At 62.6% G+C, this 25,974-nt stretch carries 20 protein-coding genes and 1 riboswitch; of the genes, 9 read left to right on the top strand and 11 right to left on the bottom strand.

The annotated features are described in order from the left end of the window. Window positions 1-17: 17 nt before the first annotated feature. A complete protein-coding gene (locus tag GTP27_RS12265; RefSeq protein ID WP_161039461.1) occupies window positions 18-929 on the bottom strand; it encodes a cobalamin-binding protein in 912 nt (303 codons plus the stop codon). Window positions 930-937: 8 nt separating this feature from the next. Beyond that, entirely contained in the window at window positions 938-2,905 is a 1,968-nt protein-coding gene (locus GTP27_RS12260) for a TonB-dependent receptor family protein (protein ID WP_161039460.1), read from the bottom strand. Between the two features lie 68 nt (window positions 2,906-2,973). Then, window positions 2,974-3,150: riboswitch (cobalamin riboswitch) on the bottom strand. 181 nt (window positions 3,151-3,331) lie between these two features. Between GTP27_RS12260 and GTP27_RS12255 the strand changes: the two genes are divergently transcribed. Continuing rightward, window positions 3,332-4,129, top strand: coding sequence for a DODA-type extradiol aromatic ring-opening family dioxygenase (locus tag GTP27_RS12255; protein WP_161039459.1), 798 nt, complete (start codon window positions 3,332-3,334; stop codon window positions 4,127-4,129). A 62-nt stretch (window positions 4,130-4,191) separates the two neighbouring features. Here GTP27_RS12255 and GTP27_RS12250 read toward each other — a convergent pair whose 3' ends face one another. Then, window positions 4,192-4,953 carry a penicillin-binding transpeptidase domain-containing protein gene (locus tag GTP27_RS12250; RefSeq protein ID WP_161039458.1) on the bottom strand — a complete coding sequence of 254 codons (762 nt, stop codon included), beginning with the start codon at window positions 4,951-4,953 and terminating at the stop codon, window positions 4,192-4,194. A gap of 97 nt (window positions 4,954-5,050) precedes the next feature. After that, window positions 5,051-5,974 carry a ribosome biogenesis GTPase YlqF gene (ylqF, locus tag GTP27_RS12245; protein WP_229633779.1) on the bottom strand — a complete coding sequence of 308 codons (924 nt, stop codon included), beginning with the start codon at window positions 5,972-5,974 and terminating at the stop codon, window positions 5,051-5,053. A 159-nt stretch (window positions 5,975-6,133) separates the two neighbouring features. Between ylqF and GTP27_RS12240 the strand changes: the two genes are divergently transcribed. Beyond that, window positions 6,134-8,119, top strand: coding sequence for an OPT family oligopeptide transporter (locus GTP27_RS12240; protein WP_161039456.1), 1,986 nt, complete (start codon window positions 6,134-6,136; stop codon window positions 8,117-8,119). 37 nt (window positions 8,120-8,156) lie between these two features. Here the strand turns inward: GTP27_RS12240 and GTP27_RS12235 are convergent, their stop codons facing one another. Further along, complete coding sequence (locus GTP27_RS12235) at window positions 8,157-9,083, bottom strand: histone deacetylase family protein (RefSeq protein WP_161039455.1); 927 nt, start codon at window positions 9,081-9,083, stop codon at window positions 8,157-8,159. 135 nt (window positions 9,084-9,218) lie between these two features. Here GTP27_RS12235 and GTP27_RS12230 point away from each other — a divergent pair, with 135 nt between their 5' ends. The 6 genes from GTP27_RS12230 (at window position 9,219) to GTP27_RS12205 (ending at window position 17,201) form a co-directional block, all read left to right on the top strand. Then, on the top strand, window positions 9,219-11,225 hold the full coding sequence (locus tag GTP27_RS12230) for an alpha/beta hydrolase family protein (RefSeq protein ID WP_161039454.1): 2,007 nt from the start codon (window positions 9,219-9,221) through the stop codon (window positions 11,223-11,225). A gap of 122 nt (window positions 11,226-11,347) precedes the next feature. Beyond that, a complete protein-coding gene (locus GTP27_RS12225; RefSeq protein ID WP_161039453.1) occupies window positions 11,348-12,268 on the top strand; it encodes an AAA family ATPase in 921 nt (306 codons plus the stop codon). Between the two features lie 5 nt (window positions 12,269-12,273). Further along, window positions 12,274-13,320 carry a DUF58 domain-containing protein gene (locus tag GTP27_RS12220; protein WP_161039452.1) on the top strand — a complete coding sequence of 349 codons (1,047 nt, stop codon included), beginning with the start codon at window positions 12,274-12,276 and terminating at the stop codon, window positions 13,318-13,320. After that, complete coding sequence (locus GTP27_RS12215; RefSeq protein WP_161039451.1) at window positions 13,317-15,329, top strand: transglutaminase TgpA family protein; 2,013 nt, start codon at window positions 13,317-13,319, stop codon at window positions 15,327-15,329. The genes GTP27_RS12220 and GTP27_RS12215 overlap by 4 nt, the downstream gene beginning before the upstream one ends. Continuing rightward, the gene (mltB, locus tag GTP27_RS12210) at window positions 15,320-16,441 is read left to right on the top strand and encodes a lytic murein transglycosylase B (protein ID WP_161039450.1); all 1,122 of its coding nucleotides are present in this window, start codon (window positions 15,320-15,322) and stop codon (window positions 16,439-16,441) included. The genes GTP27_RS12215 and mltB overlap by 10 nt, the downstream gene beginning before the upstream one ends. A 424-nt stretch (window positions 16,442-16,865) precedes the next feature. Continuing rightward, complete coding sequence (locus tag GTP27_RS12205) at window positions 16,866-17,201, top strand: hypothetical protein (protein ID WP_161039449.1); 336 nt, start codon at window positions 16,866-16,868, stop codon at window positions 17,199-17,201. Window positions 17,202-17,274: 73 nt separating this feature from the next. On the opposite strand, the gene cysM is transcribed toward GTP27_RS12205, so the two are convergent. Continuing rightward, window positions 17,275-18,177 (bottom strand): cysteine synthase CysM, encoded by a 903-nt coding sequence (gene cysM, locus GTP27_RS12200; RefSeq protein WP_161039448.1) that lies wholly within the window; start codon window positions 18,175-18,177, stop codon window positions 17,275-17,277. Between the two features lie 273 nt (window positions 18,178-18,450). Here cysM and GTP27_RS12195 point away from each other — a divergent pair, with 273 nt between their 5' ends. Then, entirely contained in the window at window positions 18,451-20,214 is a 1,764-nt protein-coding gene (locus GTP27_RS12195) for an FAD-dependent oxidoreductase (RefSeq protein WP_161039447.1), read from the top strand. 30 nt (window positions 20,215-20,244) lie between these two features. On the opposite strand, the gene GTP27_RS12190 is transcribed toward GTP27_RS12195, so the two are convergent. The 5 genes from GTP27_RS12190 to GTP27_RS12170 form a co-directional block, all read right to left on the bottom strand. After that, window positions 20,245-21,585 (bottom strand): MBL fold metallo-hydrolase, encoded by a 1,341-nt coding sequence (locus GTP27_RS12190; protein WP_161039446.1) that lies wholly within the window; start codon window positions 21,583-21,585, stop codon window positions 20,245-20,247. Between the two features lie 77 nt (window positions 21,586-21,662). Continuing rightward, window positions 21,663-23,045, bottom strand: coding sequence for a M28 family peptidase (locus GTP27_RS12185; RefSeq protein ID WP_161039445.1), 1,383 nt, complete (start codon window positions 23,043-23,045; stop codon window positions 21,663-21,665). Window positions 23,046-23,180: 135 nt separating this feature from the next. Beyond that, window positions 23,181-23,540 (bottom strand): ComEA family DNA-binding protein, encoded by a 360-nt coding sequence (locus tag GTP27_RS12180; protein WP_161039444.1) that lies wholly within the window; start codon window positions 23,538-23,540, stop codon window positions 23,181-23,183. A 114-nt stretch (window positions 23,541-23,654) separates the two neighbouring features. Beyond that, complete coding sequence (rfaE1, locus tag GTP27_RS12175; RefSeq protein WP_161039443.1) at window positions 23,655-24,596, bottom strand: D-glycero-beta-D-manno-heptose-7-phosphate kinase; 942 nt, start codon at window positions 24,594-24,596, stop codon at window positions 23,655-23,657. 10 nt (window positions 24,597-24,606) lie between these two features. After that, window positions 24,607-25,974, bottom strand: coding sequence for a UDP-glucose dehydrogenase family protein (locus GTP27_RS12170; protein ID WP_161039442.1), 1,368 nt, complete (start codon window positions 25,972-25,974; stop codon window positions 24,607-24,609).

The raw sequence follows: 25,974 nt of genomic DNA, 5'->3' as shown, positions 1-25,974 counted from the left end.
CGCAAATTAACCGGAGATTAAGGCTTGCCGACGGGACGGTGCTGACGCGCCGTTTCCAGCTTTTCGCACAGCACGGCCATGCCATCGGCTATGCGCGGCGTGGCGCGCACCAGCAGTTCGCTATCGAGCATGAACAGATTGCCCCGCCTGACTGCCTCCATAGCGGTGACATTGCGCCAGATCTGGATGCCGGATTCGGCATCATGGCGCTGGCCGCCGATAATCGCTTCCGGATTAGCTTTCAGCACGGCTTCGCTGCTCACATTCGGTGCTGGTACCCGCTCGTCGGCAAACACGTTCTGGCCGCCGCACACCCGTATGGCATCGCTGGCGATATGCTCGCCATTGAGCGTATAGATGGGCTTCTCCCAGATCTGGTAGAACACCCGCACCACCGGCCTGCCCGCGTAACGGGCGCTCAGTGCCGCGATTTTCTGCCGGTAGTCCTGGGCGGCTGCCTGCGCTGCCGCTTCGGTGCCCATCAGCTGGCCCAGCCGGGTCAGACTGGTGGCCACCTGATCCAGCTTTTTCGGCTCGCTGTAGAACACCGGCACACCGAGACTTTTCAGCTGTTCGATCTGGCGTGCCGTATTCCCGCTCTGCCACACCACCAGCAAATCCGGCCGCAGCGCCAGCACCCGCTCCAGATCGATCTGCGCATCGCTACCGATCAGGGGCAGGCGCTTGGCCGCTTCCGGATAATCGCTAAAGTTCATGGCGCCCACCACCCGCTCGCCCCCGCCTGCGGCGAACAGCAGCTCCGTGATGTGGGGCGCCATGGCGATCACGCGCTGGGCCGGTTTGGCCAGCGTCACCGTATTGCCGGCATCATCACGCACGCTGATGGCCGCCTGCGCGGCACCAGCGGTGAGGAAACAGAGACTGGCGCCCAGCAGCGCCAGCTGGCAGGAGTATGCGGGTGTTTTCATCAGCTAGTTTAGAAAGTGTAGCGTGCCGACAGCTTGAACTGGCGGCCATCGGCCGGATAGATGCCGCTATTACAGCCAAACGCCTGCGAGTAATAGTGCTTGTCCGTCAGGTTCAGCCCCTGCAGCGCCACTTCCCACTGGCCGTAAGTACGCGCATAGCGGGCATCGACGGTGGTGTAGCTCGGAATGCGCGCGCTGCACTGGTTGGTGAAGTCATTGCCGAAGCGCTGGCTATCAACCCACTGCGCCCCCAGATCGGCCGTAGCGCCGCTGGCCGGAGTCCAGCTGACGCGGGCGCTCAGAGTGTTCTTCGGCACCAGTACCATCTGCTTGCCGTTGTTGCTGCCTTCGGTGAAACGGGCATCGACGTGCTGGTAGTGGCCAGTCAGGCTCCAGTCGGCATTGATGCGCTGTTCGCCATCGAGCTCGAAGCCTTCGCGGCGGGTCGGCGCCAGATTGACGTTAGCAAAGGCGACGGGATTATAGAAAATCTCGTTGCTCAGCTCGTGGCGGAATATCCGTGCCGTGATCTTCTGCAGCGCGGTGGCATAGCTGGCGCCCAATTCCAGATCGTGCGACTGCTGCGGTGCCAGCGGCTGATTACTGGTCAGGGTGTAGGCATTTTCGTCCGACGTGGCGAGACGATAGCTCTGACCCGCTTTGCCATACACCGTGGTATGCGCCAGCGGCATGTAGCTCGCCTGCAGTTCCCATGCATTCACGGCCTGTACCGCGCTGTAGGCCGTGCTGCCACCGCCAAACTTGTCATTGAAGTTCTTGTCGAACAGTTCGCGCCGCACGCCAGCCGATACACGGCCCTGATGGGTCGCATCGAAGCGCAGCTCGTCACGCAGATAGATCGCCTTGGAATGCTGATTGGCGTCCGCCGCATAGCTGCTCGTTGCGACGCGGGTCCAGTACATCAGATCGACCCCGGCCACCGTCTCGTTCAGCAGTCCAGCCACATCACCCAGATGGCGCACCCGCGGCGAGAACTGGGTCTGCTTGCTGTCGTAATCCATCGCAAACGGATAGTCGCCAAAGTAGCTGGCCTTGCTGTGCTTCTTACGATAGGACAGATCGGCCGCCAAGTCATAGGCACCGATGTGGCGCTGGCCGAACACGGTCAGGCGATCACTATCGAGGCTGGCTGCATCGTCCGGCGTCAGGGTCTGACGGGGATCGCGGGCAAACTGCGTTGCCGTCAGCGAACCGGGCAGGCCCATATCCTGACGCGCACCTTCGTAGCGGAACCCTACACGGCCCGCGTCGCTAAACCACTGCGCGCCGCCGGCGAACTGGGTCTGTTTGAACTCGTTGTTATGGCGGTAGTTATCGGTACGCTGGGTATCGAGCGTGGCATCGGCAGCAAAGCCTTCCCATGCATGGGTACCGGACAGGCGCAGCTCACCGGCGCCGAACTGGCCGCCTTCCACGAACATCGAACCGCGGCGGCTGAATTTCACCGGACGGCGGGTGATGATATTGATGACGCCACCGGTCGCGCCGTCGCCGTACAGCACACTGGCGCCGCCACGGGTGATTTCGATGCGCTCGATGCTATCGATCGGAATGGTGGACAGGATAGCGTTACTCAGTTCGTTTTCCGACAGACGCACGCCATCGAGCACGATCACCATATTCTGGCTGCTGTTGCTGCCGAAGCCGCGCAGATCGAGGCTGAAATCGGGGCTGCCGTCCAGGCTCTGGCGGCCATACACGCCGCCTATCTTGCGGATCGCCGCATTGACATCACTTACTCCGGAACGCTGGATATCTTCGGCATGGATCACGATGGCACCGATAGGCGCCAGCGCCGGATCAGCATCGAAACGCGCACCGGTGACCACTACAGGGGCCAGCACCTGCGCCATCTGGGCGCCAGCGACTTCCTGCGCGAGAGCAGCGAACGGAGTAAGGGAGGTAAAGCAGAGGGCTACGGCTGCGGCGAGCCGGCGTGGAGGGAAAGCGGGCATGACATTCATTCTCAAAAAGGACATCCGCCTGCGTCCCCGCAAGCTGGAAGTGTACGGAAGGTGAAGCAGCACCTTCCCCCTGTCTGGCCGGTATCCGGGCTGGCAGGGTACCAATCGCACCATGCGTTACCGTTGCGGGGGCAGCACACCTTAGCCGCAGCGCTGACAAGCGCATACGACCCTGTGTTTCCCGTTTAACTGCCGGCGCGAACACGCCGACAAGCACCAAACCCGCGCATTATACGCGTCTGCGCGGGCGGACAGACTATTGCCCGTTTTGCCATCTGCGCCCGAAGTCCGCTAGTCCCCACCCGTCCGCCCATCCGTCCGATTAACTATTTAGATCGAATTCATCGATATTTCATGGATTGATAAGACGGTCCGGCATCCCTATAGTTATGGGCATCATTCAAAAGGAGTCTGACCATGTCTACCATGCCTACCTATTTCCTATCCCACGGCGGCGGCCCCTGGCCGTTCATGATGGATCAGGTCGGGCATCTGTACGCCAGGCTCGACGCCTCGCTGCGTGCCATGCCGGCCCAGCTGCCCGCCCGGCCTAAAGCCCTGCTGGTGATTACCGCCCACTGGGAGGGCCGCCAGTTCATGCTGTCGTCCTCGGCGCGGCCACCGATGATCTACGACTACGGCGGCTTCCCGCCGCACACCTACGAAGTCCAGTATCCGGCGCCCGGCGATCCGGCACTGGCGGCACAGGTCAAGCAACTGCTCGATGCAGGCGGCTTCCCTGCCGTACTGGATGAGCAGCGCGGCTTCGACCATGGCACGTTCAGCGCCCTGTATCCGGCCTACCCCGATGCCGACATGCCCATCGTCCAGCTCTCGCTGCGCCATGATCTCGATCCGCTGGCGCACGTGCAGGTAGGCCGCCTGCTGGCACCGCTGCGCGAGCAGGGCGTGCTGATCGTCGGCAGTGGCCTGAGCTTCCACAATCTGCGCGCCTTCAACGCGCAGGGTGCTGCCGCTGCGCGGGCTTTCGATGACTGGCTGCGCGCCGCCATGGCCCTGCCTGCGGCCGAACGCACCGCCGCCCTGCTGGAATGGGAAAAAGCGCCGGCTGCGCGCATGGCGCACCCGCGTGAGGAACATCTGCTGCCGCTGATGGTCGTGGTGGGCGCAGCAGAGAACGATAGCGCCAGCGTGCCCTATCACGAAGATGCCTTCATGGGCGCGCTGGCCGTAAGCAGCTTCCGCTTCGGCTAATTACACTGCCTGCCGCGCGGGGGCTACAGGAACCCGGTGCCAGCATGGCGCCGGGCGGGTCTTTACTGCAATCCGTCCAGCCACGCTGGCAACTCGGCCAACATGGCGTCGCGCGCGCGTAGGCCTGCCGGTCCGGCCAGCGTATCGTCACTTTCCAGCCGCTGCTGCAGGAAAGTGACGGTATGTCCTGCCTTGGTGGCCCAGCCCACATACCAGCCTAGCTTGCCGTTCGCACCGTAGCTACCGGCACCGGTTTTTCCATACACCTGCCAGCCGTTGGCCAGCTTGCCGTAGTAGGCGATACTGGCCGTCATATCGTAGGCCTGTGCCGATACGCCCAGCTCGCGCCGCACCATGCGGCCCAGGAAAGCTAGCTGGCCGCGCGGGCTAATCTGCAGCGAGGTGTTGAGCCACGCCTTGGCCAGCCCGCCAGAGACATCCTCGTTCCCGTAGTTGAACTGATGGGTGTAGCGGGCAAAGCGCTGTTCACCCAGACGCAGGGTAATCTGCTGCGAATACCAGACCACCGAACTTGCCATCCACTGTGCCGGATCGGTGTCCTGCTTCCACTCTTCGCGCCAGTCTACATAGCCGGGTTTGAACGGCCACACCGGCTGGTGTTCGTCCGCCAGTATTCCGGCATCGTACGCCATCAGACTGATCGCCAGCTTGAAGGTCGACATGGGAGCGGCGGCCGTTTCGCATGGCCCCTCCTGCCGGATCAGCCTGTCGTTGCTGCTTTCCGCCAGCAGCTTGCAGATAGTGCTAGCTTGTGCGCATGGCACAGCCGCCAGCAGCAAGACGAATGAAATAGGTTTCAGCATGTCCGAATCCGTTGAACGCGTTGTTACGCTGCGGCGGGGCCGGTGGTTGCGGGGCATCTGCACTACCGCCCGCTGACTAGTCGCGCCGCTGCTTGACTCAGGTGCCGCGCTTGCCGCGTGCAGCCCGTTCGGCTTTTTCGGCGTCTTTCGCGGCCTTGTCCGCCAGACGTGCCGCTTCGGCGGCGGCAAACTGCTCCATCCGCAGTGCACGGGTGGCCGGGGTTTCCAGCGAAATGCGGCCTAGCGCGCCGCTGCGGTAATCACCGAGGAATACATGCGAGGCTTTCTCGAAATCGAGATCGCCGCCCTTCTGGCGAAAACCGCGCCGCGCCGCGATGCCTTCCACCACGGCGATGCCGTCCATGCTGTCGATTTCCTTGAAGCCGTAGCGCGCCACCAGCAACTGCGGGTAGGACTGCAGCAGTTCGTCGGCCAGAAACACTGCCACTTCTTCCTCGATCACGGCATTGGTGCCCACCGCATGGCTGGCTGCCAGCATCAGGCCATCGCTAGGCATGGCGATTTTCGGCCACAGCATGCCGGGCGTATCAACCAGGATGGTGTTCTTATCGAGATACAGCTTCTGTTGCTGTTTTGTCACAGCCGGCTCGTCGCCCACCTTGGCCACGCGCTTCTTCAGCAGCGCGTTCATCAGGGTGGATTTGCCCACGTTAGGGATACCCATGATCATGATGCGCAGCGGCTTGGTCGGCACGCCGCGGTGCGGCGCCAGCGCCCGCGCCAGCTCCGGGATGCGCGCCACATCGGCCGGCTTCTTGGTGGTCATGGCGAAGGCGCTCACGCCTTCCTGCGCGTTATAAAACGCCACCCACGCCGCTGTCGCAGCGGGATCGGCCAGATCGACCTTGTTGATGATCTTCAGGCAGGGACGCTGACGGAACTTGCGCAACTCCGCCACCATGGGGTTGGTACTGGCCTCGGGCAGCCGCGCGTCGACCACTTCGATCACCAGATCGGTGTTCTCCATCTGCTCCGCCGCCTTCTTCTTGGCGGCATTCATATGCCCCGGGAACCATTGTATCGACATGCTCTGACCTTCTAAAACGTTCTGACAATCCGCTATTTTACCTGCTGACCCGCACAGGATTCGGATATGATGGGTCGCCTTTGCTGTTTCTAACCATATCAACAATATTTATTTTCGACCGGAGTGCTGAAGATGAGCATAGCTGCACCGTCCAATCCGAAGGAAATCACCCTGCGTGGCATCATCCTGGGGATACTGATTACGCTGGTATTTACCGCCGCACAGGTGTATCTGGGCCTGAAAGTGGGCCTGACCTTCGCCACCTCGATTCCTGCCGCCGTGATTTCCATGGCCTTGCTGAGCGCCTTCAAGGACGCCACCATCCAGGAAAATAACATCGTCCAGACCATCGCCTCGGCGGCCGGCACACTCGCTTCCGTGATCTTCGTGCTGCCCGGTCTGATCATGATAGGCTGGTGGGAGAAAGTGCCGTTCTGGCCCGTATTCGGCGCCTGCGCCGTAGGCGGCGTGCTGGGTGTGATGTACACCATGCCGTTGCGCCGCGCCCTCGTTTCGCAATCCGATCTGCCCTACCCTGAAGGCGTAGCTGCGGCCGAAGTGCTGAAAGTGGGTATGGCCTCGCGCTCCGGCGCCGAGGAAGGCAAAGCCGGCCTGTGGGCTGTGATCTGGGGTAGTCTGGCTTCGGCGGCCTACGCTGCCGGTGGCGCCATCAAGTTCATGGCAGCCGAAATGTCCATCTACTTCCGCACCGGCAGCGGCGCTACCGGCATAGGCTCTTCCAGCTCGCTGGCGCTGATCGGCGCCGGCCACCTGATGGGTATTACCGTCGGCATCGCCATGCTGGCCGGCCTGATCATCGCCTGGGGCATCATGGTGCCGCTGATGACCAGCCTGACACCTGCCGCAGCAGGCATGGACGCCAGCGCCCACGCGCTGAGCATCTGGTCCAAGGAAGTGCGCATGATGGGCGCAGGCGTAATCGGTCTGGCCGCCATCGTCACCCTGGCCGGTCTGGCCAAGCCTATCTACAGCGGCCTGAAATCTGCCATGGAAACCGCCCGTAAAGCCAAACTGGAAGGCGCGACGCTGGACCGCACCGAGCAGGATCTGCCCATCTTCATCGTCGGCCTGATTACCCTGATCTCCATGGTGCCGGCTGGCTGGCTGCTGGCCAGTTTCCTCGATGGCACCACTATCGCCAGCCTGAGCGTACCGCTGGTGGCCGTCGGCATAGCCTACATCCTGATCGCCGGCATGTTTGCTGCCGCCGTATGCGGCTACATGGCTGGCCTGATCGGCTCCTCCAACTCGCCCGTTTCCGGCATCGCCATTCTGACCATCCTCGGTGCTGCGCTCAGCGTCGGCATGGTAGGCCGCAGCATCCTCGGCCCCAACACGGCGCAGGCGCTGATCGCTTTTGCCCTGTTCGTTACCACCGTGGTGCTGGCGGTGGCCGTGATCGGCAACGACAATCTGCAGGATCTGAAAACCGGCCAGCTGGTCGATGCCACCCCGTGGAAGCAGCAGGTCGGCCTGCTGATCGGCGTCGTCGCCGGTTCCTGCGTGGTGCCGCCGGTGCTGGAACTGCTCAATCATGCGAACGGTTTTGCCGGTGCCGCCAACCTCCACGCCATTTCGGACCAGCCGCTGGCTGCGCCGCAGGCGCTGCTGATTTCAACGCTGGCCAATGGCGTCATCGGCGGCAATCTGCAGTGGAATCTGCTCGGCTACGGCGCACTGGTAGGCCTGCTGCTGGTGCTGATTAACTTCGCCCTGAAAAAAGCCAGCAACGATCAATACAGCCTGCCGCCGCTGGGCGTGGGTCTGGCCATCTACCTGCCTAGCGCGGTGATTACGCCGGTGGTCATCGGCGCCATTACCGGCTACCTGTTCGAGCGCGCAATGGCACGCAAGACGGGCGGCGAAACGGCCAAGCGTCTGGGCGTGCTGGTGATGTCCGGCTTTATCGTCGGCGAGAGCCTGTTCAATGTGGCACTGGCCGGCCTGATCGTGCTGTCCGGTAAAGGCGAACCGCTGGCCATCGCCAACAGTCTGAGCGAGTCGAACACCATGCTCATCGCACTGATCGTAGGCAGCGCTCTGGTGTGGGGCCTGTACCGCTGGTCCGCGCGTCAGGGCGAACAGATAGGCGCCTGAGCACGCACCCGCAGGCGGCGTGGCATCGTCGCGCCGCCTAGATTTCCGCCAGCGCCTTGAGGTGGGCTACCACGCTGCGGCCCAGCGCCGACAGGTTGTAGCCGCCTTCGAGGCAGCTCACAATCCGGCCTTGCGCGTGCTGGCGCGCCACTGCCATGATCTGCTGCGTGATCCACGCATAGTCCTCTTCCACCAGCCCCATGCCGCCGATTTCATCTTCGCGGTGCGCATCGAATCCGGCCGAAATAAAAATCATCTCCGGCTTGAACGCGTGCAGCGCCGGCAGCCAGTGCTCGAGCACCACCTTGCGCACTTCTTCGCCGCCCGAGCGGGCTGGCAGCGGCACGTTGACCAGATTGGGCGTGATCGGCTCGGGCTCCGTGTAGGGATAAAACGGATGCTGGAAAAAACTCACCATCATGGCGCGCGGCTCATTGCGTAGCGCTTCTTCCGTGCCGTTACCGTGATGGACATCGAAATCCACCACCGCCACGCGGGCCAGACCGCGCACATCGAGCGCATGTTTGGCGGCCACGGCCACGTTGTTAAACAGGCAGAAGCCCATCGGCTCGATAGGCCGCGCATGGTGGCCGGGCGGGCGGATGGCGCAGAAGGCATTCTCGATTTCGCCATCGATCACGGCGTCCGTGGCTGCCACGGCAGCACCGGCGGCGCGCTGGGCGGCGCGCCAGCTGTAGTGATTGAGCGTGGTATCGCCATCGATGGGATAGGTATCGCCTTCGGCCGGCACATTGTCGCGCACGATGGCGATAGCGTTGCGGCTGTGATTGCGTTCCAGATCGCCCAACGCCACCAGCGGCGCTTCGCGGTGTTCGAACAGATCATTGACGTGAGCGCTGATGAGCTGGTCGGCAATCGCCTGCAGGCGCGCCGGTGATTCGGGGTGCCAGTCGCCCATGTCGTGGCGGGCGCAATCGGGATGGCTGTAGATGGCAGTGGTCATATCGCGTGCTTCAACTTGTATCGCCCAATTTACCATAGAAGCCACAAAGCCATCCTTGTCATATTGTCGCAATGGACAATAAAGCAATTGACTAATATGATTATCAAATAATAAATCACCTCGCCCAAGGCCTCCATGCGCACACCTGTTTTACTGCAGCGGCTGACACTCGCTGCCGCTCTGCTCAGCCCCGTTATCCATGCCGCCACGCCGGCCCTGCCCGACGTGGCCAGCTTCTTCAAAGCCCGCGAAATCAGCAACGTTACCCTGTCGCCCAAAGGCGGCTATGTGGCCAGCACCACCATTCTGCCCGATGGCACGCAGGCACTGGTGGTGCGGGAAACGGCCGACCCCACCAAACTGAAAGTCATCACCCGCAACAAGGTAGACAATGCCAAAGTCACCAGCGTGCACTGGATTAACGAGCAGCGTCTGGGCTTCACGGTCAAGAACATGCAGATCGAATTCGAAGGCAACTGGGACGAATTCGCCGTGGACCGCGATGGCGAACGGCGCGTCCATCTGATCGCCGGTAACTGGGGCCACCGCCAGGAAAGCATAGGCACGCGCTTCACCAACCGCACGCTGACCGCCGAATACGGTTTCTACGACACTGCCCACGACGGCTCGGACGACATACTGGTAGAAAAATATGTCTGGAACCATACCGACCGCCAGCCCGACCACTCGCGCCTGTACCGCCTCAATACCCGCACCCAGATACTGCGCAGCGCCTTCGAAGGCGCCCAGCCGGAAGCCGTCAAGTCATGGATCACCGACAGTCAGGATGTACCGCGCGTTGTCTCGACCACTATCAAGGGGCGCTGCATCAGCTACTTCCGCAATGCCGACGACACCCAGTGGAAGGAACTGAGCAACGGCGTATGCTATTCCGACCAGCGCTTCCAGCCCCTGTTCTTCGATGGCGCCAACACCCTGTTCGTCCGCGCCACCTACAAGAACTTCGGCGCCCTGTTCCGCTACGATCTGAAAGCCATGCAGATGGATGCCGAGCCTATCGTCGAAACCCCCGGTTTCGATTTTAACGGGGTGCCGGAAATCGACCGCGCCAGCGGCAAGCTGCTGGGCTTCCAGCTGCATACCGATGCCGCCACCACCGTCTGGCTCGATCCCAAACTGAAGGCCGAGCAGGCCAAGATCGATGCGGCGCTGCCCGGCACCGTCAACAGCGTGCACTGCGCGCAGGATTGCAGCGCCAGTCCGGTACTGCTGATTGCCTCGGTGTCGGACCGCCAGCCCTTGCAGTATATTCTGTACACCCGCGCCACTGGCGCCATGATAGGTCTGGGCAGCACCCATCCCGACATCGCCAAGGCCCAGGTCGGAGAACGCAGCTTCCACCGCTACAAAGCCCGCGATGGCCGCAGCATCCCTGTATATGTCACTCTGCCGGCTGGCAAACCGGCCGGTCCGCAGCCTGCTATCGTACTGGTACATGGCGGCCCGCAGGTACGCGGCTCCTCGTGGGAGTGGGATAGCGAAGCGGCCTTCCTGTCCTCGCGCGGCTATGTGGTGATCCAGCCGGAGTTCCGCGGCAGTACCGGCTTCGGCGCCAACCACTTCCACGCCGGCTGGCGCCAGTGGGGCCTCGCCATGCAGGACGACCTGACCGACGCTGCGCAATGGGCCGTCAAACAGGGCTGGGCCGACAGCAAGCGCGTCGCCCTGATGGGGGCCAGCTACGGCGGCTACGCCACCCTGATGGGCCTTATCAAGGAACCGCAGGTATTCCGCTGCGGCGTGGAATGGGCCGGTGTAACCGACATCAATCTGATGTTCAGTTCCAGCGAATCGGATATGTCGGAAGAATGGCTGGGCTACGGTGCGCGCCGTCTGATCGGCGATCCCGAACGCGATGCCGAGCAGTTCCGCCGCACTTCGCCTCTGCTGCGCGCCAGCGAGCTGAAACAGCCGCTGCTGATGGCCCATGGCGCACAGGATCGCCGCGTGCCGCCCGAGCATGCCCGCAAATTCGCCGATGCACTCAAAGCCAGCAACCCCGACGTGACCTACCTGATGTACAACAACGAAGGCCACGGCTGGCGCCATGACGAGAACAATATCGATTTCTGGAGCAAAGTCGAAACCTTCCTCGACAAGAATCTGAAGCACGCCAACTAGGGCTGTTCGGCGCAGCCTCCGGTCAGTCCGCTGCACGCGGCTGACCGGCCCGCTTCAGCAGCAGGTATCGCTGGCAGGATTTCTCGCTTAGAATCAGAGCACTGCAACCTTACCCCGCAACCATGCACCAGCACCTGCAAGCCGTCGCCCGTCAGGTTGGCACTGTCATCGTCGGCAAAGACCGGCAAATCCGTCTGGCCCTGACCTGCCTGCTGGCAGGCGGCCACCTGCTGATCGAAGATCTGCCCGGCGTGGGCAAGACCACACTGGCACAGGCACTGGCTCTGTCGCTGGGGCTGGGTTTCAACCGCATGCAGTTCACCAGCGACCTGCTGCCGGCCGATGTCAACGGCATCTCCATCTACCAGCGCGAACAGGGCGCGTTTGTATTCCACCCCGGCCCCATCTTCACCCAGGTCCTGCTGGCCGATGAAATCAACCGCGCCACGCCGAAAGCCCAGTCCGGCCTGCTCGAAGCCATGGCCGAACAGCAGGTGACCAGCGATGGCGTCACCCGCCCGCTGCCCGCGCCATTTTTCGTCATCGCCACGCAGAATCCCGGCCACCAGACGGGCACCTATCCCTTGCCGGAATCGCAGCTGGACCGTTTTCTCATGTGCTTATCGCTCGGTTATCCCGATGCGGCCGCCGAGCGCGCCCTGCTGATGGGCGAAGATCGCCGCCTGCTGCTCAAGACCTTGCCAGCACAGATGCAGCCTGCCGATCTGCTGGCGGCCCAGCAGGCCGTGCGCCAGATCCATGCAGCGCCAGCCCTGATCGACTACGTGCAGGCACTGGCGGCGGCCTCGCGCAACAGCACCTTGTGCGCCGAAGGACTCAGTCCGCGCGCCGCCATCGCCCTGCTGCACGCCGCCCGCGCATGGGCGCTGCTGGCCGGACGCGACCACGTACTGCCCGAGGATGTGCAGCTGGTACTGGAACCGGTCTGTGCCCACCGCCTGCGCCCGCTGCCATCCGCGCAGGGCAGCGTACCTAGCGGCGCCGAACTGGTGCAACGATTGCGTCTGTCCGTCCCTGTGTAACGGCCATGGCCGCGTTCCTGCAGCAGATCCGACATGCCGCCCGCGCACGCTGGCTCTACCATCTGGGCGGCGCGGCCAGTCGTCGCATGACTCTCGGCATGCGCCGCATCTACATCGTTCCCACCCGCGCCGGCCTGCAATGCGCCTTGCTGCTACTGGTGATGCTGCTGGGTTCACTCAATTACAACCTGGCGCTGGGCTACGCCCTGACTTTTCTGCTCGGCGCCTGCGTGCTGGCCGACATGGTCGCCACGGCGCGCAATCTGGCCGGACTGCAGCTGGCACCTGTGCAGGCGCCCCCAGTCTTTGCGGGGGCAGCGGCAGGCTTCCGCATCGAACTGGTCCCCGCAGCGGCACGCCAGCACTATGCCGTCTGGCTAGGATTCCAGACTGACGGCGCCCCCATGCAGTATTGCGACGTCGGCACACCGGCCACTGGCGCAGCCACGGACCAAGCGATTGCAGGCAGCACCAGCATCGTGCTGCACGCTGCCACCACCGCGCGCGGCTGGCAGGATGCCGGACGTATCCGCCTCGTCACGCGCTTCCCGCTCGGCCTGTTCCGCGCCTGGAGCTACTGGCAGCCAGACTTGCGGGTGCTGGTCTATCCGGCGCCGGAACCGGCAGCGCCACCACTCCCCGGCAGCGCTGGTGGCGAACGTCACAGCCAGAATCAGGCCGGCAGCGAACACTACACCGGCGTGCGCGACTACCGTCCCGGCGACAGCCCGCGCCAGCTGGCATGGCGCCAGATAGCCCGCCAGGCGGATACCCCCGGCCGGCCTCTGCTGGCCAAGCAATTCGAAGGCGGCAACACCAGCCAGCTCGCGTTCGATCTGGCCGCTTTGCCGCCGCAACTGACGCTGGAACACAAGCTATCGCGCCTGTGTGCCTGGGTACTGGCCGCCGAAACCGCTGCCCTGCCATATAGCCTGCAACTCGATGAACGCCACCTCGCTGCCGCACGCGGTCCGGCCCAGCAAGCCGCCTGCCTGCAGGCTCTGGCCCTGTACGGTGCGGATATTGGCGCCACCACGGAGCGCAGCGCTTGAAGAGCACACTGCAGCGCCTTGCGCGCGAACAGAGCGACCTTCTGCTGTTGCTGCTGGCCGCGCTCGCGGTGCTGGCGCCGCACGTGGCGCACCTGCCGTGGTGGATCAGCCTGACCATCGCTGTCACGCTAGGCTGGCGCGCGCTGCTCACTGTCCGCAACTGGCGCATGCCGCCCATCTGGCTGCTGCTGCCGGTGGCTGTAGGTGCCATGGCCGGCGTGCGTGCCGAATTCCACACCTGGGTGGGGCGTGACACGGGGGTAGCCATGCTCACCCTGCTGCTGGGGTTCAAAATGCTGGAAATGCGGGCCAGACGCGACGTGATGGTGGTGGTATTCCTCAGCTACTTTGTCCTGCTCAGTAATTTCTTCTACAGTCAGTCCATGCTGATGGCACTGCACACCGTGCTGGCACTGGCACTGCTGCTGACTGCCCAGCTGTCGTTCCAGTACGGCGCCTATCAGCCGCCGCTGCGCCAGCGCATGCAACAGATAGTGCGCCTGCTGGCGGCTGGCGTACCGATGGCGCTGCTGCTATTTGTGGCCTTCCCGCGCATCCACGGCCCCCTGTGGGGCTTGCCCGGCGATGCGTTTGCCGGCAGTTCGGGGCTGTCCGACAGCATGTCGCCCGGTAGTATTTCCCAGCTGGCGCGCTCGGATGCACTGGCCTTCCGCGTGCGCTTTCAGGGTGTGCACCCCTCGCCCGCGCAGCTGTACTGGCGCAGCATCGTACTGGGCGACTACGATGGCCAGAGCTGGACCCGGGTGGTGCCGCGGCGCGGCCTGCAGCATCCCGATATCGACATCGCCACCCGCGGCGAAGCGCTGGCCTACCAGCTCACCATGGAGGTGCAGCACAACCGCTTTCTGCCTGCGCTGGAACTGAGCGGGCCGCAATTGCGGGTAGATGGCTATCTGGTGCGCGATACCGATGAAATGGAGTTCGTCACCACCGTTACACCGGACCAGCGACTGCGCTACAACGCCAGGGCCTGGCTCGATTACCGGCTACAGAGCGAGGCTAGCCGCAGCACTCTGCAGGGCTGGCTGGCACTCCCCGTCGGCTACAACCCGCGCACCCTGGCGCTGGCCGCCCGCCTTGACGCTGGCGCGGACAGCCCGCCGCAGCGGGTGGAGCGCCTGCTGCAGTTCCTGCGCACAGGCGGCTATGTCTACACGCTGGAGCCGCCACTACTGGGCCGGCATGCGGTCGACGAATTCCTGTTCGATAGCAAAGCCGGCTTCTGCGAACACTTTGCCGGTGCCTTTGTTTTTACCTTGCGCGCCATGGGCGTGCCTGCGCGCGTCGTCACCGGCTATCAGGGTGGCGAACTTAATCCGGTCGACGGGGTACTAAGCGTGCGCCAGTCCGACGCCCACGCATGGGCTGAATACTGGCAGGCAGGTCTGGGCTGGCGCCGCGTCGATCCTACCGCTGCCGTTGCACCACAGCGCCTGCAGCCGGCGACAGACAGCCGCACCAGCAATAACACTAGCCTAAGCAGCAGCGCCCAGTTGCTGCAGACCCTGCGCCGCGAAGCCGCCTCGCTGTTCGGTGCGCTGCATTTCCGTCTGGCGGCTATCAACCATCAGTGGCAGCAATGGGTGCTTGATTACAGCCCCGAACGCCAGCAGGCTCTGCTGGATTCAGCGCGGCAGCGCGCACCGGCACTTGCCAGTTTATGGCCCATTGCCGCTGGCGCGCTGGGCGTGGCAGTGCTACTGTGTGGGCTGGCGTGGCGGCAGCGCCAGCGACAGCGCGATCCGCTGCAGCATCTGTATGCCCGCTTCTGCCGTCTGCAGGCGCGCCACGGCTTTGTCCGCGCACCGCACGAAGGGCCGCAAGCCTACGCGCAGCGCCTGCGTGCACGGCCCGCAAGCGCCGCCCAGCAGGCCGCCATGCAGGAATTTTTAATGCTTTACAGCCGTCTGCGCTATGCTGCAGACAGCCCCGAATCACGTACTGCATCGCTGGCGATGCTAAGGAAACTGTTGGTCCTATGTCGATAAAGCCGTTGATTACCACCCTGCTGCTGGGCCTTTCCATCACCCTGCTGGGCAATGCCGGCGCTGCCACCAGCCCGCACAAAAATACCAAGGCCAGCAAAGCCGCTGCGCACAAAAAGAAAACCAGCAAGAAAAAAACGCCGGCCGTCGACTACGAAGGCGAGTTCGTCAACTTCGGCGACTGGCAGGAAGTCAGCAGCTACCTCGATGAGGTGGCGGCGCGCAATCACTGGGAGCGCAGTGAGCTGAACCAATTGATGGCGCAGGTGCGCTTCGTCGATTCCGCCGTCCAGCTGATCAAGCCTGCGCCGCCGGGCAAACCGAAAAACTGGCAAGCCTACCGCCAGCTCTTCATCGAGCCGGTACGCATCAACGCCGGGCTGAAATTCTGGAACGACAACCGCGACGCGCTGGAGCGGGCGGAAGCCCAGTATGGCGTACCGGCCGAAGTCATCGTCGGTATCATCGGCGTGGAAACCGTGTATGGCCGCAACACCGGACGCTTCCGCGTGCTGGATGCGCTCACCACGCTGGCCTTTGCCTATCCGGAAACCCCAACCCGCACGGAGCGCATGGCCTTTTTCCGGCGCGAACTGGAAGCAACGCTGCAATACGCGCGCAAGAACAAGCTCGATCCGCTCAGCCTGCGCGGCTCCTTTGCCGGCGCCATCGGCATGCCGCAGTTCATGCCCAGCAACGTGATGAAGTACGCCGTCGATTTCGATGGCGATGGCCAGATCGATCTGCTCAACTCTCCCGCCGATGCCATCGGCAGTGTCGCCGCCTTCCTCGTCGCTCACGGCTGGCAGCGCGAGCTTAACGGCGCCATGGTCTACCCGGCCACGGTCTCGCCCAATCTGGCATGGGAACGCATGCTCAACCAGGGGCTGGTGGCCAGCTATGCGTGGAACGAGCTGAAAGCGGCAGGCGTGAGCACGGCTGAAATACCGGCCGAAAACACAAAATATGGACTGGTGGACTTGCAAAACGGCGCAGAGCCCACAGAATACTGGCTAGCGAACGGAAACTTCTTTGCCGTTACTCAGTACAACCGTAGCTATTTCTATGCGATGTCAGTGCTGGAGCTCGGCCGCGCCATCAAGCAATTGCGCTAAAGAATGTAAAGAAGCGTAACGTTTCTTGGAATAAGGTCTTGCCAACTGTATTGTTTAGTTGACACGAAGAAATTTTTTAGACAAACTTGCGGTAGTTGTGGAATATACCAAGGCGTAACACAAGCTAATTGTTTTATAATTAAGCTTATGGATTCAATAATTGTGAGCGCGGCCAGCATAACATGACGGTCGGTGTATAATTCTCACACAATGTTGCAGAGCGACAACAGTACCCATGAGCAGCATGATTCTTGTTGCTTATGAGTATGAGTTAGGTACAATTGTGTATATATTATGAAAATTGTTATCCCGGAATCCGTCCGTGTGTGAATTCGTTCCTGGTAAGGAAGAACGTGAACGCAGCTAAGCGAGCTCCGAGTGTTGTACTTTGCAGGACAACTTTACAGAAGGAAAAAACGAAATCATGACAAACCAAGTCGGCATAGACATGAACAACGATGCGGATGGCGATGATCTGCTGCAATACAATCCCAACCGCCTGCTGGATACCCTGATCGAAAACCTGCGTCTGAAAAACGACGCAGCACTGTCGCGCGCACTGGAAGTAGCGCCGCCGGTGATCAGTAAAATCCGTCACCACCGTCTGCCAGTCGGTGCTTCGCTGCTGATCCGCATGCACGAAGTTAGCGACCTGAGCATTCGCGACCTGCGTTACCTGATGGGCGACCGCCGCAACAAGTTCCGCATCAGCGACAAGCAGTTCAAACCGAAAGAAGGCGAATCGGGCGGCCAGAACTGATCGGCTCTCACGTCCTGCGACTAACCTCATCCCCGGCAACGGCGATGAGGTTTTTTGTTTTCAGGCGGGACAATTATGCGGGGAAGACGCCGGTGGACAGATAGCGGTCACCGCGATCGCAGACGATGAATACGATGGTGGCGTTTTCTACCGTTTGCGAAATCCGCAGGGCGATTTCGCAGGCGCCGGCGGCGGAGATGCCGCAGAAGATGCCTTCTTCGGCAGCCAGCCGGCGCGCCATGCGTTCGGCTGCAGCCTGCGACACGGCTTCCACCTGATCGACCCGGCTGCGGTCATAGATTTTCGGCAGATAGGCTTCCGGCCATTTGCGGATGCCCGGTATCGAGGAACCCTCTTCCGGTTCGGCGCCGATGATCTGCACGTTGGGGTTCTGTTCCTTCAGATAGCGCGACACCCCCATGATGGTGCCGGTCGTGCCCATGGCGCTGACGAAGTGGGTGACGCGGCCCTCGGTATCGCGCCAGATTTCCGGCCCGGTGCCTTCGTAGTGGGCGCGGGCGTTATCGCCGTTGGCGAACTGGTCCAGAATGATGCCTTTGCCGTCTTTCTGTAACTGCTCGGCCATATCGCGGGCGTATTCCATGCCCCCCGTCTTGGGCGTCAGCATGATCTGCGCGCCATAGGCAGCCATGCTCTGGCGCCGTTCCACGCTCAGGTTTTCCGGCATCAGCAGCAGCATCTTGTAGCCGCGCAGCGCCGCCGCCATGGCCAGCGCAATGCCGGTATTGCCGCTGGTGGCTTCGATCAGAGTATCGCCGGGCTTGATGTCGCCCCGTTCCTCGGCGCGCCTGAGCATGGACATGGCGGCACGGTCCTTGACGGAACCGGCCGGATTATTGCCTTCGAGTTTGCCCAGAATAATATTGTTGCGCGCCTGTGCATCGGCACCGGGCAAGTTAACCAGTTGAACCAGCGGGGTGTTGCCTATCGTATCTGCGAGGGTTTTGTAAGCCATCTTGTTCTTTATTCGTGCCGAGCTAAAACCCCATTTTAATCCCATACGCGCCTGCCCTGCTTGAAACCGCGCCGTCTGGCAGAGAAACTGGCAGGATACCCGGCTGCTAGCAGGTTTTCCGAATTGCAAGGGCCATCCTTATACGAAAACCTTAGGTCAAACTGCAACAGACGTGGCTTTTATGCTGGCAGCAGCACGCAAGTTCGCACACCTGCTGCGCCGCTTCCGCTAGACTGGCAGCACCACCCACCCCACTTTCTGAGCAGGACTGCTATGCCCGACAAAAGCCCGGAAATGCTGCCTGAGCTTACTGCCGATGACCCTGTTTCAGGTCCCGGCATCGACCTCGACACCCGCCGTCACCAGATCTTCCCCACGCTGAGCGCAACCGACGTCAAACACATGCTGCGCTTTGGCACGGCGCGCAAGTATGCCGATGGCGAGTGGATCTTCCGTGCAGGCCAGACCAGTTTCGGGCTGGTGCTGGTGCTGCAGGGCCAGATCGAAGTAAGCCGCTACGATGGACTGGGCAATACCGCCCACATCACCTTCCATCAGCCCGGCCAGTTCGGCGGCGAAGTGGCGCAACTATCGGGCCGCCCCTCGCTGGCCAACGGCCGCGCCGTGGGCGAGACGGAAGTGCTGCTGATCCAGCCGGAGTCTCTGCGTGCCCTGCTGATCGCCCACGCCGATCTGGGCGAACGCATCGTGCGCGCCCTGATCCTGCGCCGCGTCGGCCTGCTCTCGCTCAATTCCGGCGGCCCCGTACTGGTGGCGCCGCGCGGTCATGGCCGCCTGCACACCTTGCAGAGCTTCCTGACTGCCAACGGCCATCCGCATGAAGTGCTCGACCCCGAGCACAGCGCGCAGGCTGCTGCCCTGCTGGCACACTACCAGCCCAGGCCGGAAGAACTGCCGCTGGTGGTCTGCCCCGATGGCGTGGTCAAGCGCAACCCTACGGTGGTCGACATCGGCCGCTGTCTGGGCATGCTGCCGCAGCTCGATAGCAGCAAGGTGTGGGATGTGATCATCGTCGGCGCCGGTCCTGCCGGGCTGGCGGCAGCCGTGTATGCCGCTTCGGAAGGACTCTCCGTGCTGGTGCTGGAAACCCGCGCTTCGGGCGGGCAGGCGGCAGCCAGCGCCCGCATCGAGAACTTCCTCGGCTTCCCTACCGGTATTACGGGGCGGGCGCTGGCTGGCCGCGCCTATGTGCAGACCCAGAAATTCGGCGTCGAAGTGGCGATTCCGGCGCCCGCTGGACGGCTGCTGTGCGATACCTATCCGCTGCAGGTAGAAATGTGCGGCAGCCTGCAGCGGCTGCAGGCGCGCACGGTGGTGCTGTCCTGCGGCGCGCGCTACCGCCGCCCTTCGCTGGCCAATCTGCGCCAGTTCGAAGGCAAGGGGGTGTACTACTGGGCTTCGCCCATCGAAGGAAAACTCTGCAAGAACGAGCAGATCATCCTCGTCGGCGGCGGCAATTCGGCCGGACAGGCCGCGGTATTCCTGTCCACCCAGGCCAAACATGTGCACATGCTGATCCGCAAAGACAGTCTGGCTTCCACCATGTCCAGCTATCTGATCGAGCGCATCGCGGCGACACCGAATATCACGCTGCACACGCAGAGCGAAATCGTGGCGCTGGAAGGCGACGACGATGGCTTGCGGCAGGTACGGGTACGCCACGCGCCCAGCGCGCAGGAGACAGACTACCCGGTGTGCCGGGTATTCCTGTTTATCGGCGCCGATCCCAATACCGGCTGGCTGCACGACTGCGGTGTGGATGTGGACCAGCATGGCTTTATCCGCACCGGCTTCGATGTGACCAAGGCCCAGTGCCGCGCCAACTTCAGCAACGGCGTGTATCCGCCCGACCTGCCCGCACGGGCCGCGCTGGAAACCAGTGTGCCCGGCGTGTTTGCCATTGGCGACGTGCGTGCCGGCTCCACCAAACGGGTGGCAGCGGCAGTGGGCGAAGGTGCCGCCGTGGTGGCGCAGATCCATGCCTTCCTTGCCAGCTTGCCGCTGACTAAAACCTAGCTGGCCACTGCGCCGCCTCTGCGCGGGCGGCTAGACTGCTGGTGCGATGCGCGCCGCCAGTATGCGCCGCAGCTGGGCAGCCTGATAGGCCGCAAATGCATCGTTGAACAGGCAGCGGATCAGCGGATCGTCCACCACATCAGCCTCGGGCGGGGCGCCGTTGATGCGCACATACATCGACGTCAGCGATTCGCCCAGCGCCAGTCCGGCATACAGCTTGGCCAGCGGTATCTCGGTCTGCCATGGCGGCGTGACGATGCTGTCATCGAGTTCGATCTCGTCGCCATGGATGCGGTAGCGGAACTGCTGCGCCCTGCCCGCGTGATCGTACACGCTTAATTGCCAGCCGCAGGCGGCGGCAAAATAGCTATCCTCGGGCAGCTCCATGGCGCGGTATTTATCCAGCAGGCCAGCGCGGCAGAAATCCAGTGCCAGCGCGCTCTGTTCCGGCGTGAGCGCAGCGAAATGACGGGCGATCTGCGCCGTTGGCGGCGGCGCCAGTTCGGGGCGATAGTCGAAATCCACATCCTGCTCGCCCACCGGTATCACCCAGGGCAAAGGCGCAACGGCAGCCAGCCCCTGCGCGCTCAGTTCGAATCCGACCGAAGGATTCATGCGTACTACCTGCGTCTGCGGCAGCCAGTCGGCCAGCGCAGCAGCAAACTGGCGATAAGTCACGGGGAACATCGCATGGTTGTACCACGACCACGGCTCCTGCACGAACTGGCAGGAACTGGGCACCACATAGCGCGGCGCCAGTGCCTGCAACTGCTGCGGCCATTCCTCCGGCAGCGGCGACACATCTGCGCTCATGCGGCTGGCGCGGTCAGGCGCGATCACATCGACTTCGCGCATGGTCTGGAATGGCCACAGCACCATGTCCCACGGCGCGTAGGGCGCCAGCTGCTGCAGCGTCTCCGGGTCCATCCATGCATCGACCACATTGAGCACGTTCAGACCGGCGGCACGCACATGGAACATCGAATCCACATCGGCATCGAGCGCGCGGCGCGGTATGACTTCGAACGGCCCCAGTTGCACTGGCTGGTCCACCGCGAGCGCGTGCACATCGCTAAAACCCAGCTGGCGGATCAGCTCGAACAGTTCTTCGAAATGGCAGTACAGATAGATCGGCGTGGCGCGGTCGAGCAGGTCCAGACTGTCGAACGAACAGTGGTCGTCGTGGAAGTGGGAAATGAACACGGCGTCTACCGCCAGCGTGCGGATCTGCGCCAGATCGAAACGTACGGAGGGAAAAGCGTGGCAGTTATGGCTAAACGGGTTTTCGAATATGGGATCGAAAACGATGCGCCGGCCTGCGCACTCAAACACATAGCCGGCATGCAAAATGCGGGAAATCTTCAGCGTCATCCCGCCATGGTAACAAATCCGGGCGCAGAGCTGGCGCAATTAAGTAGCCATGTGCAGCCCTGTGCCCGGATTGCAGCCTAGCGCAGAGGAACCGGATAGCTGGCAGGGCTGACGTTGCCGTCCTTGTCCACTGCCTGCACGCCGAAGTAGTAATTATCCTTGGATAGCGCCAGGGTGGCTTCCGTCACCTTGCCAACAAAGCGGCTGCCCTGCCAGTCGGCTGCGCCGGTTTCGCGCCAGACCACACGGTAGCCGGCCAGATCGGGTTCGGCATTGGCCTGCCATACCAGCTCGGTATCGTTCTGCAGCTTGGCAGTGCGCACCTGCACTTTGGCCGGCGCAGCGGGCGCCAGCGACAGCGTGGCCAGCGCCGCAGCGTTGACGCGGGCAACTTGGGCGATATAGGCGTAGTCGTTGTACTGCGGCAGATCGCCGATCAGCACACCGTTCTCGGTGCGGATATTCTGGTGCTGGTGGTTGAAGTCTTCGGCCGGTTCGGTGAAGCGCAAGGCCGCATAGCCGCGTTCGAGGAAAGGCATGTGATCGCCGCCGCGCAGATAGCGGTCGCGTCGCTGGATCACATTGACTTTGAAACCAGGCACATAGCGCTCGCCCGATTCCTTGACCGAGCGGGCCAGCTGGCGCGACAGCGAATCGTTCTCGCCGCCCGTCTGTATCAGGGTACGCACCACGTCGCTGTTTTCCTTCTGCACCGGCAAGCCTTCGGCAAACAGGCGCACCTGCTGGTTATCGATCTTGCCGTGCTCGTCGTGCGAGCTGCCGATGATATCGTTGGTGAACATGCCGGCGATGTTCAGGTTCTTCTGCCTGGCCTGTTCGGCCCAGTGGGCCGCGCCCAGCAAGCCCTGCTCTTCCGCTGCCACGGTCATAAACACCAGCGTCGCATCGAACTGGTAGCGCGCCATCACACAGGCCATTTCCATCACGGCAGCCGTACCGGAAGCGTCATCGTTGGCGCCCGGCGCATCGCCGCTGGCATCCATCACATCGGTATTGCGCGAGTCGTAATGGCCGCTCACCACGTACATGCGCTCGCGCGAGGCATCCTGCGTGCCGGGCAGCGTGGCGACCACGTTGACGATTTCCGTGGGATGGCTGATGCGTGCCGACACCGGCGCAATATGGCTATCGAACGCCACCTGCAACTTGCCGCCCGCTGCAGCGCCGCAGCGTTCCAGTTCCCCTTTGATCCAGCGCCGTGCCGCGCCTATGCCTTCCGTTTCCGAGACGGTGTCGGACATGGTGTGGCGGGTGCGGAAGCTGACCAGCTTGCGCACATAGGCTTCGATGCGCTGCGGCGAAATCTGTTTGACGATCTGGTCGATCTGGGCCTGATGGCGGCGCGTATCGGGGCCATCGTCAGCGGGTGCCGCCTGTGCAGCGTAGCTATTCAGGGCAGCCAGCACGGCCAGGCTCAGGGTCAGCGGTTTCAAATGCATCAACAGTCTCCGGATAAGATATTGCGCTATCTTCTCACGCCGGAAATGCGAATTTTCGCCCAGAAACAATTCTCAAACAAAAACCCGCAGCCTTGCGCTGCGGGCAACAATCAAGCCATGGCTACAGCCAGCGCCTTATTGGCCGCTGGACGGGGCATGCCCAGCTTTATCAGCCTTGGTGGCCTTGCTGGTCTTGCTGGCCGGGCTAGCCACTGCGGGCGCCCCTTCCATAGCTTTGCCGTTCACCACCAGACCGGCCGCCGACAGTTTGGCCGCATTCTTGCCGCCTATGCCTTTAACGCGCTGTTCCAGATCGGCCCAGTCCTTGAACTCGCCCTTCTTGCGCTCGTCCAGTATGGCCTTGGTCTTGGCCGGTCCTATGCCTTTGATGCCATCGAGCGCCGCCGCATCGGCCTTGTTGACATCTACCTGGGCGAACGCAAAGCTCATGCTGGCCACCAGTGTGGCCACTGCCAGTATCAGTTTCCGCATCATGACTGTCTCCGTTAGGTTGCAAGGGCGACCATCGCACCTTGAAGCTCCATAACGACAGGGCGCCAGCACGGTTGACGTGCTGGCGCCCTGAAATACTGCAGCAACTGAGCTAGATCAAGCGGGGAACAGCTCCTCGCGCGTGACGGTGGCCGTGCCTAGCTTGCCGACCACGATGCCGCCGGCGCGGTTGGCCGTCTGCACGGCTTCCTGCCAGCTGGCGCCTGCGCCCAGCATGGCGGCCATGGTGGCGATCACGGTGTCGCCAGCCCCCGACACATCGAACACTTCGCGTGCCTGCGCCGGCATGTGGAACTGCTCGCCTTCGGTGTACAGCGTCATGCCCTCTTCCGATCGGGTCAGCAACAGCGCATCGAGTTTCAGGTCGGTGCGCAGTTGCTGCGCTTTGGCCGTCAGCTCTTCTTCGCTGCGCCAGTCGCCCACGATGCGGCGCATTTCCGATTTATTCGGCGTCAGCACGGTGGCGCCCGTGTAGCGGGTGAAGTCGTCGCCCTTCGGATCAACCATCACCACCTTGCCCGCCGCGCGGGCCGAGGTGACCATGTCGGCCACGTTGACCAGACTGCCTTTGGCGTAGTCGGACAGCACGATCACGTCGTAGTCATTGAGCAGCGCCTTGAATTGCATCAGCTTATCGCGCAGCACGGTATCGGTGGGCGCTTCTTCGAAGTCGATGCGCAGCATCTGCTGCTGGCGGCCAATCACGCGCAGCTTGATGATGGTGGAAATGGCCGCGTCGCGTTTCAGATAGCTGTGGATGCCACCGCCTTCCAGCAGCTGGGCCACTTCGTCGCCTGCCTCGTCGGCACCGACCACGCCCAGCAGACCCGCATGGGCTCCCAGCGCCGCCGCATTGCGCGCCACGTTGGCCGCGCCGCCCAGACGCGCTTCGCGCTTCTCGATGCGCACGATAGGCACCGGCGCTTCCGGCGAAATCCGGCTCACGTCACCGAACCAGTAACGGTCCAGCATCACATCGCCCACTACCAGCACGCGCACCTTGTCCAGTGCCGGTGCCACAGTCACACTCGTCGTCACGGCAGCCTCGTTATGCGCGGGTCAGGATGGAACGGCCGATGCCGTGGTACTCGAAGCCTGCTTCGGCCATGACTTCCGGCTCGAACAGATTGCGGCCGTCAAAGATGGTGGCCTGCTTGAGCGCGCCCTTGATACGGTCAAAGTCCGGGCTGCGGAAGGCCTTCCATTCCGTCACGATCACCAGTGCTTCGGCATCGGTCAGGGTATCCATCGGGCTGCTGGCGAAGCGGATGCGGGCCAGTTCCTCGGCACTCAGGTCGAGCGCCAGCACGCGCCTGGCTTCCGTCATGGCGACCGGATCGTACACGGCAATGGTGGCGCCGGCATCGATCAGCTGGCGGATCAGCACGCGGGCCGGTGCTTCGCGCATATCGTCGGTATTCGGTTTGAAAGCCAGACCCCAGATAGCAAAGTGCTTTCCGCTCAGATCGGCGCCGAAACGCTTCACCACTTTCTGGCCCAGCACCAGCTTCTGCTTGTCGTTCACCGCTTCCACCGCGCGCAGGATCAGCAGATCCTGATCGTACTGGCGTGCCGTGCGTTCCAGCGCTTGCACGTCTTTCGGGAAGCAGGAGCCGCCATAGCCGGCACCGGCGTACAGGAAGCTGTGGCCGATGCGCGGATCGGAACCGATGCCGTGACGTACGGCTTCGATATCGGCACCCACCTGATCGGCCAGATTAGCCAGCTCGTTCATGAACGAGATACGGGTGGCCAGCATGGCATTCGCAGCGTATTTGGTGAACTCGGCCGAACGCACATCCATCCAGAAAGTACGTTCATGGTTACGATTGAACGGGGTGTACAGCTTCTTCATCAGGCCGTGGGCCTTCTCGCCTTCCGGCGTGCTGTCGTAGCCGATCACGATACGGTCCGGACGCATGAAGTCTTCGACTGCGGCACCTTCCTTGAGGAATTCCGGATTCGACACCACGGAGAATTTCGCCTGCTCGCCACGCGCCGTCAGTTCGGCCTGCACCGCCGCCTTGACGCGGTCCGCCGTCCCTACCGGCACGGTCGACTTGTCGACGACGACCTTGAATTCCGTCATGTACTTGCCGATGTTGCGCGCTGCGGCCAGCACGTATTGCAGGTCAGCCGAACCGTCTTCATCCGGTGGCGTACCGACGGCGATGAACTGCAGCGTGCCGTGCGCTACCGAGGCGGCAACGTCGGTAGAAAAGTGCAGGCGGCCAGCGGCACGGTTGCGCGCGACCACTTCTTCCAGCCCCGGCTCGTGGATGGGAATGCCGCCGTGGTTGAGCAGATCGATCTTCTTCTGATCCACGTCCAGACAGAACACGTCGTTGCCCAGCTCCGCCAGACAGGCGCCCGTTACCAGACCCACATAACCCGTGCCGATAATCGTAATTTTCAT

The organism is Duganella qianjiadongensis (assembly GCF_009857915.1).
In the GTDB taxonomy this organism is placed as follows: domain Bacteria; phylum Pseudomonadota; class Gammaproteobacteria; order Burkholderiales; family Burkholderiaceae_D; genus Rugamonas; species Rugamonas qianjiadongensis.
Note: the sequence above shows the minus strand (reverse complement) of the source record. Positions and strands in the feature narration are given on the sequence as shown.

Bases quoted from the DNA above. Each gene is read 5' to 3' on its own strand.
- GTP27_RS12205 (WP_161039449.1), top strand. From the start codon at position 16,866: ATGACAAACCAAGTCGGCATAGACATGAACAACGATGCGGATGGCGAT.
- GTP27_RS12180 (WP_161039444.1), bottom strand. From the start codon at position 23,540: ATGATGCGGAAACTGATACTGGCAGTGGCCACACTGGTGGCCAGCATG.
- cysM (WP_161039448.1), bottom strand. From the start codon at position 18,177: ATGGCTTACAAAACCCTCGCAGATACGATAGGCAACACCCCGCTGGTT.
- GTP27_RS12265 (WP_161039461.1), bottom strand. From the start codon at position 929: ATGAAAACACCCGCATACTCCTGCCAGCTGGCGCTGCTGGGCGCCAGT.
- GTP27_RS12260 (WP_161039460.1), bottom strand. From the start codon at position 2,905: ATGCCCGCTTTCCCTCCACGCCGGCTCGCCGCAGCCGTAGCCCTCTGC.
- GTP27_RS12230 (WP_161039454.1), top strand. From the start codon at position 9,219: ATGCGCACACCTGTTTTACTGCAGCGGCTGACACTCGCTGCCGCTCTG.
- GTP27_RS12225 (WP_161039453.1), top strand. From the start codon at position 11,348: ATGCACCAGCACCTGCAAGCCGTCGCCCGTCAGGTTGGCACTGTCATC.
- GTP27_RS12220 (WP_161039452.1), top strand. From the start codon at position 12,274: ATGGCCGCGTTCCTGCAGCAGATCCGACATGCCGCCCGCGCACGCTGG.
- GTP27_RS12250 (WP_161039458.1), bottom strand. From the start codon at position 4,953: ATGCTGAAACCTATTTCATTCGTCTTGCTGCTGGCGGCTGTGCCATGC.
- GTP27_RS12235 (WP_161039455.1), bottom strand. From the start codon at position 9,083: ATGACCACTGCCATCTACAGCCATCCCGATTGCGCCCGCCACGACATG.
- mltB (WP_161039450.1), top strand. From the start codon at position 15,320: ATGTCGATAAAGCCGTTGATTACCACCCTGCTGCTGGGCCTTTCCATC.
- GTP27_RS12190 (WP_161039446.1), bottom strand. From the start codon at position 21,585: ATGACGCTGAAGATTTCCCGCATTTTGCATGCCGGCTATGTGTTTGAG.
- GTP27_RS12240 (WP_161039456.1), top strand. From the start codon at position 6,134: ATGAGCATAGCTGCACCGTCCAATCCGAAGGAAATCACCCTGCGTGGC.
- GTP27_RS12170 (WP_161039442.1), bottom strand. From the start codon at position 25,974: ATGAAAATTACGATTATCGGCACGGGTTATGTGGGTCTGGTAACGGGC.
- GTP27_RS12185 (WP_161039445.1), bottom strand. From the start codon at position 23,045: ATGCATTTGAAACCGCTGACCCTGAGCCTGGCCGTGCTGGCTGCCCTG.
- GTP27_RS12255 (WP_161039459.1), top strand. From the start codon at position 3,332: ATGTCTACCATGCCTACCTATTTCCTATCCCACGGCGGCGGCCCCTGG.
- ylqF (WP_229633779.1), bottom strand. From the start codon at position 5,974: ATGAATGCCGCCAAGAAGAAGGCGGCGGAGCAGATGGAGAACACCGAT.
- GTP27_RS12195 (WP_161039447.1), top strand. From the start codon at position 18,451: ATGCCCGACAAAAGCCCGGAAATGCTGCCTGAGCTTACTGCCGATGAC.